The sequence below is a fragment of the Paenibacillus sp. EKM10P genome (assembly GCF_011800655.1).
Lineage (GTDB): Bacteria > Bacillota > Bacilli > Paenibacillales > Paenibacillaceae > Paenibacillus > Paenibacillus polymyxa.
This window is the reverse complement of sequence record NZ_JAALET010000002.1, coordinates 101,747-119,139: the sequence shown is the minus strand read 5'-3', so window position 1 is coordinate 119,139 and position 17,393 is coordinate 101,747. Positions and strand designations below refer to the sequence as shown.

Here is a 17,393-nt window from a genome sequence, read left to right as displayed (position 1 = left end):
TTGCATCGTGGTGAACGGTGCAGGCTTTTTCGATTGCTAAGGCTGCAGTTACAAGACCACTAAGAAAGATTATGAAAAAGGTTGCAGAAAAGCAATGTGTCATAGTATGATACGAAACAGGAGATGATCAGATGAATCATGGAATGATGCCTTTTCAAGCTGTTAAACGCAAGCAAATTGCAGATGAAGTGGCTGAGCAGTTGCAACGAAAAATTGCTGCTGGTGAATGGAATGTAGGCACTAAGATTCCAACCGAGCCCGAGCTTATGAAGCTATTTGGAGTCGGGCGATCTACAGTTCGGGAGGCGGTTAGCGTACTGGTGCATGCCGGTCTATTAGAGAAAAAGCAAGGACACGGGACCTTTGTCTGCCAACCGACGACTTCTCAAGAACCATTGGATTACCGACTAAGCCGTGCTGAAATTATTGAAGTTTATGAAGTGCGGAGCGTGCTGGAACTGGAGATTGCCAGATTAGCTGCGTTACGTCGTAATGACGAAGATTTACGCTTGATGCGAGAGGCACTGGACCGTCGAGCTGCGACATTGGCCGCTGGAGATATGAATGGGTACTTGGATGCGGATATCACTTTTCACTTGGCTGTTGCAGCAGCTACAGGCAATAAGGTGCTTACGGACGTATACCGCAGCTTTGTAGAGGCTATTCGCAAGGCGCTGAGAAATCTGATTACCGATCCGGTGATGCCAAATCATTTTACACTTCAGCATGAAAAAATTTATGAAGCGATCTTGGATCAGGATGGTAAGGCTGCAGAGCTATATAGTATTCAGCATTTGGACGGCACCAAGCTGGAGCTGCAAAAGCATATGGGAAGTTCCTAATTTTTTTAATCCTAAACATCAGATGATCGGATGAATAAAATGATGTATAAACCTTCTACTTTGAGCATCTCCTAAAATCAAACCAAAGGTGGTATCTGTATGCGCAAAATATGGGTGTTGGACACAACGTTAAGAGATGGAGAACAATCACCAGGAGTTAGCTTAACCAGCACAGAAAAGGTGGAAATCGCTCTTCAGCTTCAAAAATTAGGCGTAGATCGGATTGAGACCGGCTTTCCGGCAACCTCACCTGGTGAGATCATCAGCATGCAGGAGATTGCCAAACAGGTCACCCAAGCAACACTGGTTGGTTTTGCACGCTCGAAAGAGCAGGATATAGATGCGGTCAGAGAAGCTCTACGGGGAGCGGAGGACGCTTGTCTTCACTTGTTCCTGGCTACCTCACCTATTCATCGCCAGCATAAGCTACGAATGGATAAAGCGAAGGTATTAGAGACCGCTGCTGCTGCCATTCGTTATGGACGTAAGTATTTCAGCAAGGTAGAATTTTCGGCAGAGGATGCCAGTCGTACCGAGTTGGACTTTATTTGTGAAGTTGTAGATATGGCAATTCGCGCTGGAGCGACCGTCGTCAATTTACCGGATACCGTGGGTTATGCCTCGCCAGATCAGTTTGGAGAAATGTTTAGATTCGTAAAACAACAAGTACCAGGTATTGAAAAAATACAGCTTAGCACACACTGTCATGATGATCTTGGGATGGCAACAGCTAATACGCTGGCAGCTATCCGTAACGGTGTAGATCAATTTGAAGGTACCATTAATGGCATTGGCGAGCGAGCCGGAAATACACCTATCGAGGAGGTCGCACTGGCCCTTGACACGAGAACCGATCTCTATGGTGCACAAACGAGTCTGGTTTTGGAGGAACTGTATGCTACCAGTCGACTGGTAAGCAAACGTACTGGAATGTCGGTACCGGGGAACAAGGCCATTGTTGGGGCCAACGCATTTGCACATGAGTCCGGTATACACCAGGACGGAATGCTAAAGGAGCGTACAACATATGAGATCGTGTCTCCTGAGCGCATTGGTTTGAAGACCAGTAAACTTGTATTAGGCAAGCATTCGGGAAGTCATGCGTTTAAGGAAAAACTGGCGGACATGGGGTTTGATGTTTTGACAGAGGAACAACTTCAGGCTGCATTTCGCAAATTCAAAGCCTTGGCAGATAAGAAAAAACAGGTGTTGGATGAGGATTTACTTGTCCTGATGGATGAAAGCCGCAATGCCTCACCTCAAATTTACACACTAAATTCTATTCAGGTGTCCTATGGTAATCAGTCGGTTCCAGTCGCCTCTATACGGTTGAATAAGCAAGATGGCACATCAATTGATGAAGTTGCGATGGGTAATGGTTCTGTAGATGCGATTTTTCATGCGATTGACAAGGCTAGTGGTGAAGTGGTGGAGTTGGAGGATTACTCCATCCAGTCTGTAACGTATGGCAAAGATGCGTTGGGGGAAGTTCACGCTATTTTGAGGCAAGGTGAGTACACAGCACTGGGAAGAGGTACTAGTACAGATATTTTGGAAGCTAGCGCTAAAGCTTATATCGACGCACTAAATAAGCTACTGGGCAGAAAAGTAGTGCATGCCAAAAGCAACATCACGATTAACTGAGGCTGGTAATCAAGCTCATAGCTGAATTTTTTCTTCTATCTCCTCTAACCTTATCGTAAAAAAGCGCTTGCAAAATATATGATAACATTTGAAATTTAATGTATAATAGGCAAAGAAGATCACCATATTTTGTCTGAATTACATAGGCCAAGAGGAGGAAATGAGTTGAACTACCGCATTGAAAAGGATACGTTGGGCGAAATCAAAGTACCGGCAGATCGTTTGTGGGGAGCGCAAACACAGCGCAGTAAGGAAAATTTCCCGATTGGCTCGGAGAAAATGCCATTAGAGGTCATTCAGGCGTTCGCGGTACTCAAAAAAAGTGCGGCGATCAGCAATTATAAGTTGGGTAAGCTATCTCAGGAAAAACAGGATGCCATTATTTATGCAGCGGATGAAATTCTAGCTGGACGAGTGGATGACCATTTTCCATTGGTTGTATGGCAGACAGGGAGCGGTACGCAGTCCAATATGAATGTCAATGAAGTGATTGCTCATCTGGGCAGTGAATGGTTACAAAAACAGGGAAAAGATGCGAAGCTGCATCCGAATGACGATGTGAATATGTCGCAAAGCTCAAATGATACGTTTCCTACAGCGCTTCATGTAGCGGGTGTCATTGCGGTCGAGGACCGTTTGTTGCCTGCCATTGATAAGCTGAAAGAGACTTTTCAACAGAAGTCAGAACAGTTCAAGGATATTATCAAAATTGGTCGAACCCATTTGCAGGATGCTACACCACTTACACTGGGTCAGGAAATTAGCGGCTGGTATGCCATGCTGGATAAAAGCAAGCGGATGATCGTCGACATGGTTCAATATATGAAGGAGCTGGCGATTGGCGGAACAGCAGTGGGCACAGGAATTAATGCTCATCCAGAGTTTGGTTCCCGAACCTCTGCGGAAATTTCCGGCTTCACTGGCAAAACGTTCACTTCTGCACCTAATAAATTTCATGCGCTGACCAGTCACGATGAAGTGGTGGCTGTACATGGAGCAATCAAAGCGCTAGCTGCGGATTTGATGAAAATCGCCAATGATGTTCGCTGGCTGGCTAGTGGTCCGCGAAGCGGCTTGGGGGAAATCACGATTCCTGCTAACGAGCCGGGTAGCTCCATTATGCCAGGTAAGGTAAATCCTACCCAGAGTGAAGCACTGACGATGGTCGTTACGCAAGTCATGGGTAATGATGCAGCTATCGGCTTTGCAGCAAGTCAAGGTAATTTTGAACTGAATGTGTTTAAGCCAGTAATCATATACAACTTTTTGCAATCAGTTCATCTACTGGCCGATTCCATCATTGCTTTTAATGACAACTGTGCCGTTGGCATCGAGCCCGATCTCGCCAAGATTGAGCACAATTTGAATAATTCACTAATGTTGGTGACAGCATTGAATCCACATATTGGATATGAAAATGCTGCTAAAATCGCTAAACTTGCACATGCAGAAGGGCTGTCTCTAAAGGAAGCGGCACTCCGCAGTGGACTGCTGACGGAAGAGCAGTTCGACCAATATGTTGTACCAGCACATATGATTCAGCCCAAAGCCTAAGCACGACGAACGGGTACAGCTTGAGAAATTTAAAAAAATGTACAAACCAGCTTGTGGAGTGCGGAATTTAGCACAGACCATGAGCTGGATTTTTTGATTTTCTCATATATTTTTTTACTTATGATTAGTATTCTGTGTGATTTGAGGGTATATAGTTAGAAGGCGAAAAAATGAACATTTATTTTCAAGATAGGAGAAGCCGTATGGAACAGACAACCGTGATTAATTTGATTGTGCTTTTGCTGTCCGGCTTGCTGCTGGTCGGTGTGCTGACTACCAAATTTTCCAGCCGTTTCGGTATGCCTGCGCTCGTTTTGTTTATTGCTGTAGGCATGGTGCTCAGTCAGTTTATTTATTTTGATAATGCCTTTATCACACAGCTGGTGGGCATTCTCGCGCTCATTGTAATCTTGTTTGAAGGCGGGATGCAGACAAAGTTTACAGATGTTAAGCCAGTAATTCGACCTGCGTTGTCATTATCAACGTTGGGGGTCATCATTACGACTGTAGTCATTGGCGTCTGCGCCAAGTTTATTTTAGGCGTGAGCTGGATGGAATCCATGCTGTTTGGCGCTATTGTTGGTTCGACGGATGCGGCAGCTGTGTTTTCCGTTTTAGGAGGTAAAAACATCAAAAAGCGAATTACCTCGACGCTTGAAGCGGAATCCGGCAGCAATGACCCGATGGCTGTATTTCTCACAGTAACATTGATTGAGCTGATACATCACCCTGAGCAATCCATTTGGATACATATCTTGTTGTTTTTATGGGAAATGGGTTTTGGTCTAGCCGTTGGTTTTGTACTCGGACGCTTAGGTGTATATGCGATTAATAAAATGAATTTTGATTCATCCGGTTTGTATCCTGTAATGGCATTGGCATTTGCAGTCTTGACGTATGCGGCGGCATCGTTACTGGAGGCGAGCGGATTGCTGGCGGTATATGTCATGGCCATTGTATTGGGAAATTCCGACTTGACCTACAAGCGATCCATTATTCATTTTAACAATGGCTTCGCCTGGATGGTGCAGATTATGATGTTTGTCCTGCTCGGCCTATTGGTCTTTCCCGATCAATTGCTGGGCATTGCGTGGCAAAGTTTGGCGCTCTCCTTCATCCTCATGCTGGTGGCTCGTCCAATAGGTGTGTTCCTAAGCTTGCTTTTTTCCAGGTACTCTGTTCGCGAGAAGACACTGTTATCCTGGGCAGGACTGCGGGGAGCGGTACCCATTGTACTAGCAACTTATCCATTACTGGACGAAATGGATGTAGGACCTTTGTTTTTTAATGTCGTATTTTTCGTTGTGCTCACCTCTGCGATTATTCAAGGTACCACGATCTCGTGGCTAGCGGTGAAGCTTGGCTTGATGGACCCTAACGAGACATCGTCGCCTTCACTGTTGGAATTAGTTTCTTTGGGAAAAACCACTTCCGAAATCAACCACATTCAGGTACAAAAGGGGATGTCGATAGCCGGCAAGGCGATTCAGGATATACAGCTGCCTGAAGACATCTTATTCACAGCCATTATTCGGAACGAGCAAATTATTGCCCCGAGAGGTACAACTGTGATTGAACCGGGCGATACTTTGTATGTGCTTAGTCCCAAACTTAAGCGACAGCAGATGAAAGAGCTGTTCATGCTACTCGAACCGGAGGCTGCTCCGTAAATAGGATATCCCCCCTATTTACAGTCCTTCACATTTATGTGAAGGGCTTTTTGCTGTATTCTTTTTCAGAGTGGATGAATCTGTTAAAAAATTGACACTATCATTCTACAAAATTAGTTTATGATATTGTCGTTAGATGTCGCAGCCTATCGCTACTGATCATTTGATGGGCAATAGTGAAGAAATACGATAGAAGTCACCAAACAGGAGAGATGATGAATGAAACCGGAAGTCTTGCCACAGCGTGCAGCAGCTCGCAGGCAGAAAAATAAGAAAAAGAAACGAAAAGGAAAATTTGGTCGCTTTATGTTGCGACTTTTTATTGTATTCCTGTTAGCAGGAATTGGGGGCGGTGCATGGTTGTTTTTAACCCCTTCTGGCAAGGAGATGCGCTATTTGGCTGCGGATACGCTGATTACGACTCAGCATCGTCACTGGGCGAAATATTTTATCGGCGAAGCAGAGGCGAAGAAGCGCGTGGCTGAATATTCGGCCCGGTTCGAAGAGATGGGAGAGGAAAAGGATAGACATACAATCAATCTGCCTGATCTGATACCTACTAAAGTACAACAGACGCCGTTGGTTGAAGTGGAAGAGGTATCGGGTCGTAACTATCATGGCTATGTTATGACGGTGCATGACCCCACTAAAATTAGGCTCGGGGTTCCTGCTAAAGTCGGCCGGGGAGAACATGTATCTAGTATGGTCGAGCGTTTGGGGGCCGTTGCTGGTGTAAACGGCGGTGGATTCGCTGATCCCAACTGGAACGGGAATGGCTTTAAACCGATTGGTGTTGTCATTTCTCAGGGCCAGATATACTACAACGATATGGGTAAAAATGCCTCTGTTCAAATCGTAGGTATTGATAAACAGGGAAAAATGATAGCCGGTCACTATTCGTTGTCCGAGTTGTCCAAAATGAATGTGCAAGAAGCGGTTACTTTCCAACCACGCCTAATTGTGAATGGAAAAGGCCTGATTCGTAATGCAAGCGAGGGATGGGGCATTGCTCCCCGTACCGCGATGGGACAGAGAGCAGACGGGGCAATCCTTTTCGTAACCGTCGACGGTCGCCAGCCTGGGTACAGCATAGGTGCCAACTTGTATGATATGCAAAATATTTTACTTAAGCATGGAGCGGTTATCGGTGCTAATCTGGATGGAGGTTCATCAACGGTGCTCGTCAAGGATAACACCATTGTCAACAAGCCTTCCTCTGAATACGGAGAACGATATTTGCCGACTGCGTTTCTCGTATTTGAGCATCCAGAGGCCGTCAGTATCCCGAACATCTGGGCAGGGATGAGACCTGGAGACATTGACGCAGCCAAAAAGAAATAGAGCCGGAATGAACAAGTCTATTAAGTGAACGGAGACTCATAATGAAGCTAGATCGAACAGGATTTCAGCGATTGTTTGTCGCCTTGCTGATGCTTCCATTACTCTTGACAACAATGCATCAAGGAGAAGCCAAAGCGGTTGAACAGGGAACCACAGCACCTCAATCAACACAACTAACAGATATTGTTATAGCCGGTCAACCCTTAAACAACAAGACCAAATCTCTATTGATTGACGGTAAGCTCATGGTACCGCTTAACCCTTTGGCTGAAGCTGTAGGTGCAAGCTACCATTGGGATGCTAAAAAAAAGCAGGTCACGCTGCAAAAGTGGGCTGAACCCTTAGTTCTTAAGGAGAAATCACGTAAAAACAAGCAGCAGCTTACATTTGAGGTTGTAGGTAAAGACGTATATGTGCCTCTTAGAGATGTATCGCTTGATTTAGGTTATACGTTGGAGAAGACAAATACACAGATTCAGATCCAGCCACCGATTCACGGTAAACTAAAAGAACAAATATATGAGGGAGATCTCGTGGCAGCACGTGAAGCGTTAATCCACATAGAAAGACGTTCTGTCCATCCTTATATAGAAGAACATCGTCCTAACACTGAGCTGCTGTCCAGTGTCTATATGTTCCCCTAAGGCGAAGCATTGCGGTATTTTACAGTGAACGGGGATGTGCTGAGTCTGGTTGAAGTGAAGGACGGTTTTCCGATTGTTACCTATCAAGGGTATGTGGGAGCTCCCTTTGATAAAACCTTTACGATGGAATACGATCCACTGGAGCTGTTTTTGGCTAATAAAGCCAAAGATCAGTGGGGAACCTATCCGAAATTAAATAAGCCGCTGATCTACGAGTATACTACAGGATGGGGAGACAGCAGCACTACTTTTTATGGGCGTGTTACTATAGATAAAAAAGAAGAGCTGCTGGGTACGACGGGCGATCCGGTAAGCGGACTCCGAGCCGATGCCAAGCAGATCATGAAAACCATCAAGCTGCCGTGGGAATCGCGTACAGATGCCCAGCAGGCGATGGGATAAGTTTAGTAGAGCAGATACTACAAAAAAGCGTGTATCGTTGAAGTTAATTTAACTTCCCGGTACACGCTTTTTACAATGAAATGGATAATGAATATTGTGATATGCTCAAATCTTGTTTAGGCGTCATTTTCTGCTTCGAGAAACACGGAGATCAGAATACGCGCGTTGTTTTCTCCAACATTTTTGGCATAGTGGGGGATGGCTGCTCTCCAGCTAAAGGAATCTCCTGCTTCCAGCGTAGCTGAATCCTCACCCTGCTCCACGTATACCGTACCCTCCAAAATAAAATGAATCTCATCCCCTGCATGAGCATGCTCTTCTTCTGTAGATGAGCCTGGCGGCATGTCCACCAGCATCATTTTGACATTACCCTGACCACCCAAATGATCGACCTGGAGTTTGTTTTTACCATACAATGTTTTACGACGCTCGTCCTTACGAATCACTTGCATCCGTTCCTCTTCTTTAAGAAGCAGAAAAGCGAGAGGTACGTTCAGCGCATTAGCGATGCTGTCCAATGTAGCGATGGAAGGGGAGGTTTTATTATTTTCTACTTGACTCATAAACCCTTGAGATAGACCGGTTCGTTCGCAGATTTGCTGGATGGATAAATTTTTACGTTTACGAGCCGCACGAATGTTGCATCCTATACCCATAGAGCGTTCCTCCTTTTAGGGAAATATAATATATACTAATTTATTATTCATCATACCAAATAATTTGTTGACAGACTATAGTTTCTTATGCTAAATTCACATTACAAAATAATTATTACTATTACTAATAATTTGAGTGTAATTCATACTTATGTGTTGCAGTATAGATTCGGACGTCATTATTTTTTTGGCTAAATTATTAGTAATATAAATTAATTATTCATATACGCTTGTATGAGTGTATTAAAACAAACAGAATGGAGAGATAAACATGAGTTCAGCAAGCAGAAATGTTTCTACAATTATGCGGGTGGCGCTCGGAATTTTGTTTTTGGCACACGGAATTGCTAAATTCCAAATGGGATTGGGTAATGTTGCAGGCTGGTTTTCCAGCATTGGTGTCCCAGGATTTTTAGGTTATGTCGTTGCGGTGATTGAGTTGGTCGGCGGGATTGCATTAATTCTTGGATTGCTTACTCGCTATGTATCCGGACTTTTAGTTATTGTATTGATCGGCGCTATTTTCACGGCCAAATTGTCCGGCGGGTTGATGGGGAATGGTCAAGGCGCTGGCTATGAGCTGGATATTGCTTTTATTCTGGTAGCTCTTCATCTCGTATTTGCGCCGACAACTCGCTGGTCTCTGGATTCTTTGTTCAGCCGTCGTGGGTCAACAGAACAATAAATTTGATTAAGCCTTAGTCCTCCAATCCATGTAGAAAGAGGGAAATCTCATGACAGCACATATTCATGACAACACTAAAATCGGGCAGGTTTCATTAAAAGTTAGTAACTTGGAGCGCTCTATTCAATTTTACACTGAGGTCATTGGTTTACAGCTTCTACGTCAAACAGCGGATACCGCTGAATTGACTGTTGACGGAAAGCATGCGCTACTGATTCTTAACTATATTGAAAATGCAGTTATTCTGCCGCGCCAGTCTGCAACCGGATTGTATCACTTTGCTATTCTTCTACCAGATCGTATAGCTCTGGGTTTGTCTTTGCGTAATCTGCTGGCTCATGAGATTGAAATCGGACAGGGAGACCATGATGTAAGTGAAGCATTATACATCCATGATCCCGATAATAACGGAATTGAAATCTATGCGGATCGTCCTCGTAATCAATGGAAAAAAGATGCAAATGGATTTTACATGATGGGAACTGGACCTGTGGATGCAGAAGACCTGATTGCCATTTCTGAAAACTTACCTTGGCAGGGACTGCCACAGGGAACAGTAATTGGGCATGTTCACTTCCATGTGTCTAATTTGCTCACAGCACAGCAATTTTATTGCGATGTGCTTGGCTTTGACATTACATGCCGATATGGATCTTCAGCCTTGTTCGTTTCCGCAGGTGGTTACCACCACCATATGGGCTTAAATATATGGGCAGGTGAAGGAGCGCCACCAGCTCCCGAGCAGGCTGCTGGATTGGATTATTTTGAACTGAATGTTCCAGACCAACAAGAATTGGATGCCATTACTGCTCGTTTGACTGCGGCAGGTTATCGATTACAAGAACGTGATGGGGCCTTGTATGTGGCTGACCCGTTCCGTATTCAAATCAAATTGGTTCAGGGTCAAACCATTTAACATAGCAAGAACGTAACAGAAAAGGGTATTCCTATGAGCCGTACTGGCTGGGAATACCCTTTTTTATATCCTAAAACAAACTCCAATCCAAATCGCGGGACATTGTCTCCAGCAAGTGTACCCCCGCTGTACTGTTGCCCATACGATTCAATGAAGGCCCCACTAACCCGATGCCGTATCGTCCAGGTACCATCGTCATTATACTGCCAGATACGCCGCTTTTGGCAGGGAGTCCGACTTGAATGGCAAATTCACCAGAGGCGTCATACATACCGCATGTTGTCATAAATGTTTTGGCGATCTGTACATAGCGACGGGGGATCAAAGGTATACCTGTGACCGGATCACGGCCGTTGTAGGCTAGTATGAGTCCCATACGTGCTAAATCTGTACAGTTTAATTTGACAGCACAATGTCTGAAATAGACGTCAAGCACATCCTCCACATGACCTCTTAAAATCCCCTTTTCCATTAGAAAATAAGCAAGGGAACGGTTCAAATGGCCTGTGGCTGATTCTGAGTCGTAGACATCCTGATCATATTCCAATGTGTCATTATGAGTAAGCAGACGGAAAAACTGAAGAACACGGGCAAATCTCTCTTCTGGACTGTTTCCGCGAATCAGAGAGGAGACCGCGATTGCTCCGGCATTAATCAGTGGGTTAAATGGAATCCCCGGCTCGACTAGTTCTAGCTTTAGCATGGAATTAAAACGGTCTCCGGTAGGCTCCATACCTACCTTAGAGAAGACAACGTCCTCTCCATTATCCATCAAGGCCAGAATGAGCGTAAATACCTTTGAGATGCTTTGCATCGTAAACTGGATTTCCGTATCTCCGGCTACCACGGTCTCACCCGCACCGTTCATGACCACAATACCCAGCGCGTCGGCCGGGGCCTTGGACAGTTCGGGAATATACGCTGCTACCTTGCCATGAATATACTCATGACGGCTTTGTTCTACCCATTCCGGCAGTTTGGTCTGTAGTCTCTGCCACTCCGATGTCATTTCTTTTCCTCCAGTCGAGTAACCAATCTGTGGTATTTATTGTAGAGCAAGAAGTAGCTATATACTTATTTTAAAGAAATGTTCAGTCGAAAAACAAGCTCTGATGTCATTTCTTTTTCTCCAGTTAAATCCCCAATTATTGTAATATATGGATTATAACTTACAGGAGAAGGAGATGAAGTTGAGCATGTTACATGGTATGTTAGCGGATTACCCACGGGAGAAAACGATTCATCAGTTGTTTGAGGAGCAGGTTGAGCGCACACCGGACCATGTGGCGATTGTACTTGGGGACAAGCACTTGACGTATGCTGATCTGAACAAACAGGCCAATCAGCTTGCACATGCTTTGCGGGTCAAAGGTGTAGATAAGGACGAGCCCGTCGGGATCATGGTCGAATGCTCATTGACTATATCGATACCGAACTTTATGTCGATAACTCAAAATCGTTTTTGAGCAGTCTACAGGAGCTTGAAACCGATGATCTTTGGTACAAGTAAAGTGAAGTGAAGTAAGGTGAAGTAAAAAAACTGTCGACAGGGTCGACAGTTTTAGTTTAAAGACCTTCTGATGATTCAATTGGATTCATCAGAAGGTTATTTTGCTATGTACTAGAAATCAATAATAGCTGCTGGAATTTAATGAGCTTATGATCGCAGGCAATAGAGCAACAGCCATAATGATATAGATAACAATTACAATAGCGGCCCATAGCAGGCCTGCCTTAGCGTAGTTCGCTTTGCTCGGATTTGTCGAGCCGCTAAAAGCCCACACAAACAGCATAACAATTCCAACTACTGGTATTGCCATCAGGAGTAAGCTGATCATCCACTCCTTGAATGAAACAGGTGGCGGGTAAACAGGGGCTGGTCTGGACGGTGCTCCTTGTTGATTGTATTGCGGATTAAACGGGTTAGACGGGTTAGACAATTGGATCTTCTCCTTACGTGTTTAGTATGTTGTGTTTCCTATATTGTCCAAAACATCATACATGATATGACAATAAGCAACAAGTAAAATTCAGTAAACAGTCTAATAGTACTATCACATGACCAAAAATAGGTCTATACACCCTATTGACGAAGCGCTAATTATATATTAATGTATTGATATTAACATTTTGTTTTTATCAAATGATTTAAATTAAAATTTACATAGAGCATTCGTTGCTTTTGAAGGAAAAGCGATGATGTCCCAAATATGAGCAGGTAGGTGACACAAGTGACAGATAGATCGAAATACAACGACAGTGGCTTGACGGAGGAGCAATTTTTGGCCCTTTATGATGCGAATCAATATGAGCGTCCATCCGTAACGGTAGATATGCTGCTATTTACTGTAATGGATCAGCTCCAGCAGAATTACCGTAAGCTACCGGAGAAAACACTTCAGCTCCTCTTGATCCAAAGAGGAGAGCATCCTTTTATAGGGCAATGGGCGTTGCCCGGCGGTTTTGTAGGCATGAATGAAAGCCTGGAAGAGGCTGCACGCCGTGAGCTTAAAACTGAAACCAATGTGGATCAGATTTATATGGAGCAGCTGTACACTTGGGGAGATGTAGCACGTGATCCGCGTATGCGGGTAATCAGCTGTGCTTACATGGCGTTAGTAGACCATGAATCCTTGGAGGTGCAGGCAGGGGATGATGCCGCAGATGCTCAATGGTTCGAACTGGATTACAGTGTGGCTCAGGAGACGCGGACGAATCAACCGGAAGGTTACACATGGGAGCAAAACATTGACATTACATTGAAGCATGCGGACATCCTTTTAACAGCCAAAGTGAAAGTAACTGAAATTCTTAAGGGGAAAACCATAGAAATCAAGCGAGAAGTGCTGGAGTCACAGGGAATTGCTTTTGATCATGCCAAAATTATTGCGTACGGTATTGAGCGTCTACGCAGCAAAATTGAATACACAGATATTGCGTTTCACCTGATGCCAGCTCTGTTTACACTGAGTGAACTCCAACAGGTGTATGAAATTATTTTAGGTAAAGAGCTGTTAGCCGCGGCTTTTCGTCGTAAAATAGCAGATCTCGTGGAAGAAACCAATGAATACAGGAAGGCGGCCGGACATCGTCCGTCCAAGCTATACCGATTTAAGCCACGGTCACGTTTTATATAGCATAAAAGGAAGAAGAAATGAGGATTAGTCATGGAGAAGTTTACATTTTTTTATCGCAGTCATTCACCATTTTCGCAATGGTACCCTTGTGAATTTGTCGTGGATGGATTGGAGTTTAACTGTGCTGAGCAATATATGATGCTAAAAAAAGCGCAGCTTTTCGGAGATGAAGAGGCAGCTCTGAAAATTATGCAAGCCCCTACCCCAAGGGAGCAAAAAGCCCGTGGTCGCAGTGTGCGCGGATTTGACCAATCCTTATGGGAAGCAAATTGCCAGCAATTCGTGTATGACGGAAATTATGCCAAGTTCACCCAAAATACGAATTTGCTCAAGCACCTGCTTAAAACGAAGGGAACTACTCTGGTTGAGGCTAGTCCCACGGATACCATTTGGGGTGTAGGTTTAGCTGAAAATGATGCTCGTATACGGCACCGGAAGCTATGGCGGGGTACGAACTGGCTGGGGGAAATATTGACGAATTTACGTGAAGATCTATTGCAAAAGGAGGATTGGTCACCATGAAAAACACAATGAATTCCCGAAGTAAGCGGGATGCCAGGTCACATATGGCGCATGAAACATTATCCATTTTAGAGAATGGGCATTATACAAATACCAAACAGGTACAAGTAAATATAGCAAAAGAGGTAGGGAATGCGGTCACAGGCTCGAAGCTATATAGACCTTCTCAACTGGTAGCGATAAAGCAAGATGCAGAGCAAAGAATAAAAAGTATATTAGGAGCTTCTTCCGATGTAGTCGAACAGGCGATCATTAAAAAGATGGAAGTAACGGGAGAAAGTACGTTGCAGGCCGCACATAGACTCCAGGTCGAGGAGAAGCGGGAACACGTAGCTTGTTTGAATTTTGCATCAGCCAAAAACCCCGGGGGCGGATTCCTTGGAGGCAGTCAGGCTCAAGAGGAAAGCTTGGCTCGTTCGTCAGCACTGTATCCTTGTATTTCACAAATGGAGGAAATGTACCAACATAATCGGAAGCTGCGGAGCTGTTTTTATTCAGATTATATGATTTATTCTCCTCAAGTTCCTGTATTTCGGGATGATCAGGGAACATTGCTGGAAGAGCCGTATCTAGTCGATTTCCTGACCGCGCCTGCTGTGAATGCTGGAGTCGTGCATGAACGGGAGCCAGAGCAGGTCAATCGGATTGGAGAAGTTATGTTGGAGCGCATTCGTTACATTTTGGGAATGGCCATGCAAAACGGTGTAGAACATTTTGTGCTTGGTGCTTATGGTTGTGGAGTATTCCGCAATAAGCCGGAGGAGGTAGCCAGTTGGTTTAAGCAAGTACTTGTAACTGAAGGATATGGATTCCTGTTTAAACGGGTTGTCTTTGCGGTATTGGACCACAAAGCAGAGCAGCGTACTTTAAACAGTTTTAAAAATGCTCTATCCTGATGTTAGAGACAGATTAAACATTAATACTGATGAAATAGGAGAGTGCTGAATGAACCCATCTTCCAACATTACCTGGCATGTATCAGAAGTGGATAAGCAAGCTCGACAGCTTCTGAACGGACATAAGAGTCCGGTGCTTTGGTTTACGGGGCTGTCTGGCTCGGGAAAGTCAACGGTATCCTCCACACTCGAAAAAGCGTTATATGCAAGAGGTATACGTACATTTATTTTGGATGGGGATAATGTTCGGCATGGTTTGAATCGCAATTTGGGTTTCCTGCCCGCTGACCGCAAAGAAAATATTCGTCGTATAGCCGAAGTGTCCAAGCTAATGGCCCATGCGGGTGTTCTAACGATTTGCGCCACCATTTCGCCTTATCGTGAGGATCGTGAAATGGTAAAGGACATTTTACAGCAGGAGGGCTGTTACGAGATTTATATCCGATGCAGTCTAGAGGAATGCGAGCGTCGTGATCCAAAAGGCATGTACAAGAAAGCAAGAGCTGGAGAAATCCAACATTTTACAGGGATTGATGCTCCATATGAAGTACCGCTGGAACCTGATTTAATCGTATCTACGGAAGGCCGGGAGGTAAAGCAGTCGGTACAGGATATTTTGGATTTTCTCGATAGAAAGCAGCTCTTATTATGATTTTATGATGAATTCTATATGAATATTGTCTGAAAGTCTCTATAGCAAAACCTAAAGAAGTGATCAATGCGATCATTTCAGAATATAGAAATTGAAGTCACTTTATTGTAAATAAATACAGCACTATATTACGGCAAGCCTTAAGGGGCTTGCTTTTTTATTTGTGATTTTAAACTAATTCTAAATCCTAGATTATAATTATTATAAAAAAGTATTGATTTTTGTTTGTGCACAATTTATAGTGAAAGGCACAAGGTCAACCAATTCAATCAAGAGGTGATTTCAATTATGAGTAACCAACCAACGAACCTGACTACAAGCTGGGGCGCTCCTGTTGGAGATAATCAGAATTCGATTACAGCAGGCTCACGGGGGCCTGTACTAATTCAGGATGTGCATCTGCTGGAAAAATTGGCGCATTTTAACCGGGAGCGTGTGCCGGAACGGGTTGTTCATGCCAAAGGTGCGGGGGCACACGGATATTTTGAAGTCACTAATGATTTGTCTTCATATACAAAAGCGAGCTTTTTGTCCGAAGTGGGTAAGCGTACACCGATGTTTATCCGTTTTTCTACTGTGGCAGGTGAGCTAGGCTCGTCCGATACTGTACGCGATCCACGTGGATTTGCGGTAAAGTTTTATACAGAAGAAGGAAACTATGATCTCGTGGGCAATAATACACCTGTCTTTTTTATTCGGGATGCCATTAAATTTCCTGACTTTATTCATACGCAAAAACGTCACCCCCAAACGCATTTGAAAAATCCGAATGCGGTCTGGGATTTCTGGTCCTTGTCTCCTGAATCGCTGCATCAGGTAAGTATTCTCATGTCTGATCGCGGTATTCCCGCTACACTTAGACATATGCATGGTTTTGGCAGCCACACGTTCAAGTGGGTGAACGCCGAGGGACAGGCCGTATGGGTGAAATATCATTTTAAAACAGAACAAGGTATACAAAATCTCGATGTGGATTTAGCTGCGAAAATTGCCGGTGAAAACCCGGATTATCATATACAAGATTTGTTTAATGCGATTAAAAAGGGCGATTTCCCAGCATGGAAACTTTATGTGCAGATTATGCCCATAGAAGATGCGGATACGTACCGTTTTGATCCATTTGATGTGACCAAAGTATGGTCTCAAAAAGATTACCCGCTGATCGAGGTAGGGCGCATGGTGCTGAATCGCAATCCTGAGAACTACTTTGCTGAGGTAGAGCAGGCGACATTCTCGCCAGGTTCATTTGTTCCTGGTATTGAGGCTTCCCCGGATAAGATGCTGCAAGGACGCCTGTTTGCCTATGGTGACGCACATCGCTACCGTGTAGGTGCAAACCATAATGCGTTGCCAATCAACCGGCCGCATGCGGAAGTACACAACTATCAACGCGACGGTGCATTGCGCAGTGACGGTAATGGCGGGGGATCTGTCTATTACGAGCCGAATAGTCTCGGCGGACCGAAAGAATCATCAGCTCACAAAATTGCTCCTTTTGAAGTGTCTGGCGAGGCACAAAGTGTAGCCTACGATCATCACGATCACTACACACAACCAGGGGACCTGTACCGCTTGCTGAGTGAAGAGGAGCGCTCACGTCTGGTCCGAAACATTGTAAATGCCATGAAGCCTGTAGAAAGTGATGAAATCAAACTGCGTCAGATCGGTCATTTCTATAAAGCTGATCCTGAATACGGGCGTCGTGTAGCGGATGGTCTGGGCTTGACCGTACCACAAGGCGAGTAGAAGGATTGGCAAACGCCTAACCTGAAAGCCGTATGAATAAATAATAAAAGGATGTCCCCACACCACATATATGGTGGAGGGGACAT

General features: G+C 44.5%; 18 protein-coding genes. 15 read left to right on the top strand and 3 right to left on the bottom strand.

Annotated features, from left to right (window positions below; genetic code table 11):
* The first annotated feature begins 131 nt into the window (after window positions 1-131).
* From HFE01_RS05505 to HFE01_RS27225, 7 genes are all read left to right on the top strand, one after another.
* Window positions 132-842 (top strand): FadR/GntR family transcriptional regulator, encoded by a 711-nt coding sequence (locus HFE01_RS05505; RefSeq protein ID WP_019687367.1) that lies wholly within the window; start codon window positions 132-134, stop codon window positions 840-842.
* Between the two features lie 99 nt (window positions 843-941).
* A complete protein-coding gene (locus HFE01_RS05500) occupies window positions 942-2,486 on the top strand; it encodes a 2-isopropylmalate synthase (RefSeq protein WP_019687366.1) in 1,545 nt (514 codons plus the stop codon).
* Between the two features lie 165 nt (window positions 2,487-2,651).
* Window positions 2,652-4,040, top strand: coding sequence for a class II fumarate hydratase (fumC, locus tag HFE01_RS05495; protein ID WP_019687365.1), 1,389 nt, complete (start codon window positions 2,652-2,654; stop codon window positions 4,038-4,040).
* A 203-nt stretch (window positions 4,041-4,243) separates the two neighbouring features.
* Complete coding sequence (locus HFE01_RS05490; protein WP_016820786.1) at window positions 4,244-5,710, top strand: potassium/proton antiporter; 1,467 nt, start codon at window positions 4,244-4,246, stop codon at window positions 5,708-5,710.
* Window positions 5,711-5,929: 219 nt separating this feature from the next.
* Window positions 5,930-7,051 carry a phosphodiester glycosidase family protein gene (locus HFE01_RS05485; RefSeq protein ID WP_019687364.1) on the top strand — a complete coding sequence of 374 codons (1,122 nt, stop codon included), beginning with the start codon at window positions 5,930-5,932 and terminating at the stop codon, window positions 7,049-7,051.
* Window positions 7,052-7,092: 41 nt separating this feature from the next.
* The gene (locus tag HFE01_RS27230; RefSeq protein ID WP_243208145.1) at window positions 7,093-7,695 is read left to right on the top strand and encodes a copper amine oxidase N-terminal domain-containing protein; all 603 of its coding nucleotides are present in this window, start codon (window positions 7,093-7,095) and stop codon (window positions 7,693-7,695) included.
* A 24-nt stretch (window positions 7,696-7,719) separates the two neighbouring features.
* Window positions 7,720-8,097 (top strand): hypothetical protein, encoded by a 378-nt coding sequence (locus HFE01_RS27225; RefSeq protein WP_243208144.1) that lies wholly within the window; start codon window positions 7,720-7,722, stop codon window positions 8,095-8,097.
* Between the two features lie 116 nt (window positions 8,098-8,213).
* Here HFE01_RS27225 and HFE01_RS05475 read toward each other — a convergent pair whose 3' ends face one another.
* Window positions 8,214-8,753: a helix-turn-helix domain-containing protein gene (locus HFE01_RS05475; protein ID WP_016820789.1), complete on the bottom strand. Its 540-nt coding sequence runs from the start codon at window positions 8,751-8,753 to the stop codon at window positions 8,214-8,216.
* Between the two features lie 271 nt (window positions 8,754-9,024).
* On the opposite strand from HFE01_RS05475, the gene HFE01_RS05470 reads away from it, so the two are divergent.
* Both HFE01_RS05470 and HFE01_RS05465 read left to right on the top strand, forming a co-directional pair.
* Window positions 9,025-9,438 (top strand): DoxX family protein, encoded by a 414-nt coding sequence (locus HFE01_RS05470; protein ID WP_016820790.1) that lies wholly within the window; start codon window positions 9,025-9,027, stop codon window positions 9,436-9,438.
* 49 nt (window positions 9,439-9,487) lie between these two features.
* Window positions 9,488-10,354, top strand: a complete 867-nt coding sequence (locus HFE01_RS05465; protein WP_019687362.1) for a VOC family protein — start codon at window positions 9,488-9,490, stop codon at window positions 10,352-10,354.
* 70 nt (window positions 10,355-10,424) lie between these two features.
* Here the strand turns inward: HFE01_RS05465 and glsA are convergent, their stop codons facing one another.
* A complete protein-coding gene (glsA, locus tag HFE01_RS05460) occupies window positions 10,425-11,363 on the bottom strand; it encodes a glutaminase A (protein ID WP_013371363.1) in 939 nt (312 codons plus the stop codon).
* Between the two features lie 175 nt (window positions 11,364-11,538).
* On the opposite strand from glsA, the gene HFE01_RS05455 reads away from it, so the two are divergent.
* Complete coding sequence (locus HFE01_RS05455; RefSeq protein ID WP_019687361.1) at window positions 11,539-11,820, top strand: AMP-binding protein; 282 nt, start codon at window positions 11,539-11,541, stop codon at window positions 11,818-11,820.
* A gap of 162 nt (window positions 11,821-11,982) precedes the next feature.
* Here the strand turns inward: HFE01_RS05455 and HFE01_RS05450 are convergent, their stop codons facing one another.
* Window positions 11,983-12,294, bottom strand: a complete 312-nt coding sequence (locus HFE01_RS05450; protein WP_017427018.1) for a hypothetical protein — start codon at window positions 12,292-12,294, stop codon at window positions 11,983-11,985.
* 291 nt (window positions 12,295-12,585) lie between these two features.
* Here HFE01_RS05450 and HFE01_RS05445 point away from each other — a divergent pair, with 291 nt between their 5' ends.
* The 5 genes from HFE01_RS05445 (at window position 12,586) to katA (ending at window position 17,307) form a co-directional block, all read left to right on the top strand.
* Complete coding sequence (locus HFE01_RS05445) at window positions 12,586-13,491, top strand: NUDIX hydrolase (RefSeq protein WP_019687360.1); 906 nt, start codon at window positions 12,586-12,588, stop codon at window positions 13,489-13,491.
* A 30-nt stretch (window positions 13,492-13,521) separates the two neighbouring features.
* Complete coding sequence (locus HFE01_RS05440; RefSeq protein WP_019687359.1) at window positions 13,522-14,013, top strand: NADAR family protein; 492 nt, start codon at window positions 13,522-13,524, stop codon at window positions 14,011-14,013.
* Window positions 14,010-14,909, top strand: coding sequence for a TIGR02452 family protein (locus HFE01_RS05435; RefSeq protein ID WP_107733550.1), 900 nt, complete (start codon window positions 14,010-14,012; stop codon window positions 14,907-14,909). Before HFE01_RS05440 ends, HFE01_RS05435 begins: the two co-directional genes overlap by 4 nt.
* Window positions 14,910-14,958: 49 nt before the next feature.
* Window positions 14,959-15,561 carry an adenylyl-sulfate kinase gene (gene cysC / locus HFE01_RS05430; RefSeq protein WP_017427014.1) on the top strand — a complete coding sequence of 201 codons (603 nt, stop codon included), beginning with the start codon at window positions 14,959-14,961 and terminating at the stop codon, window positions 15,559-15,561.
* 288 nt (window positions 15,562-15,849) lie between these two features.
* On the top strand, window positions 15,850-17,307 hold the full coding sequence (gene katA / locus HFE01_RS05425; protein ID WP_017427013.1) for a catalase KatA: 1,458 nt from the start codon (window positions 15,850-15,852) through the stop codon (window positions 17,305-17,307).
* Window positions 17,308-17,393: the final 86 nt, after the last annotated feature.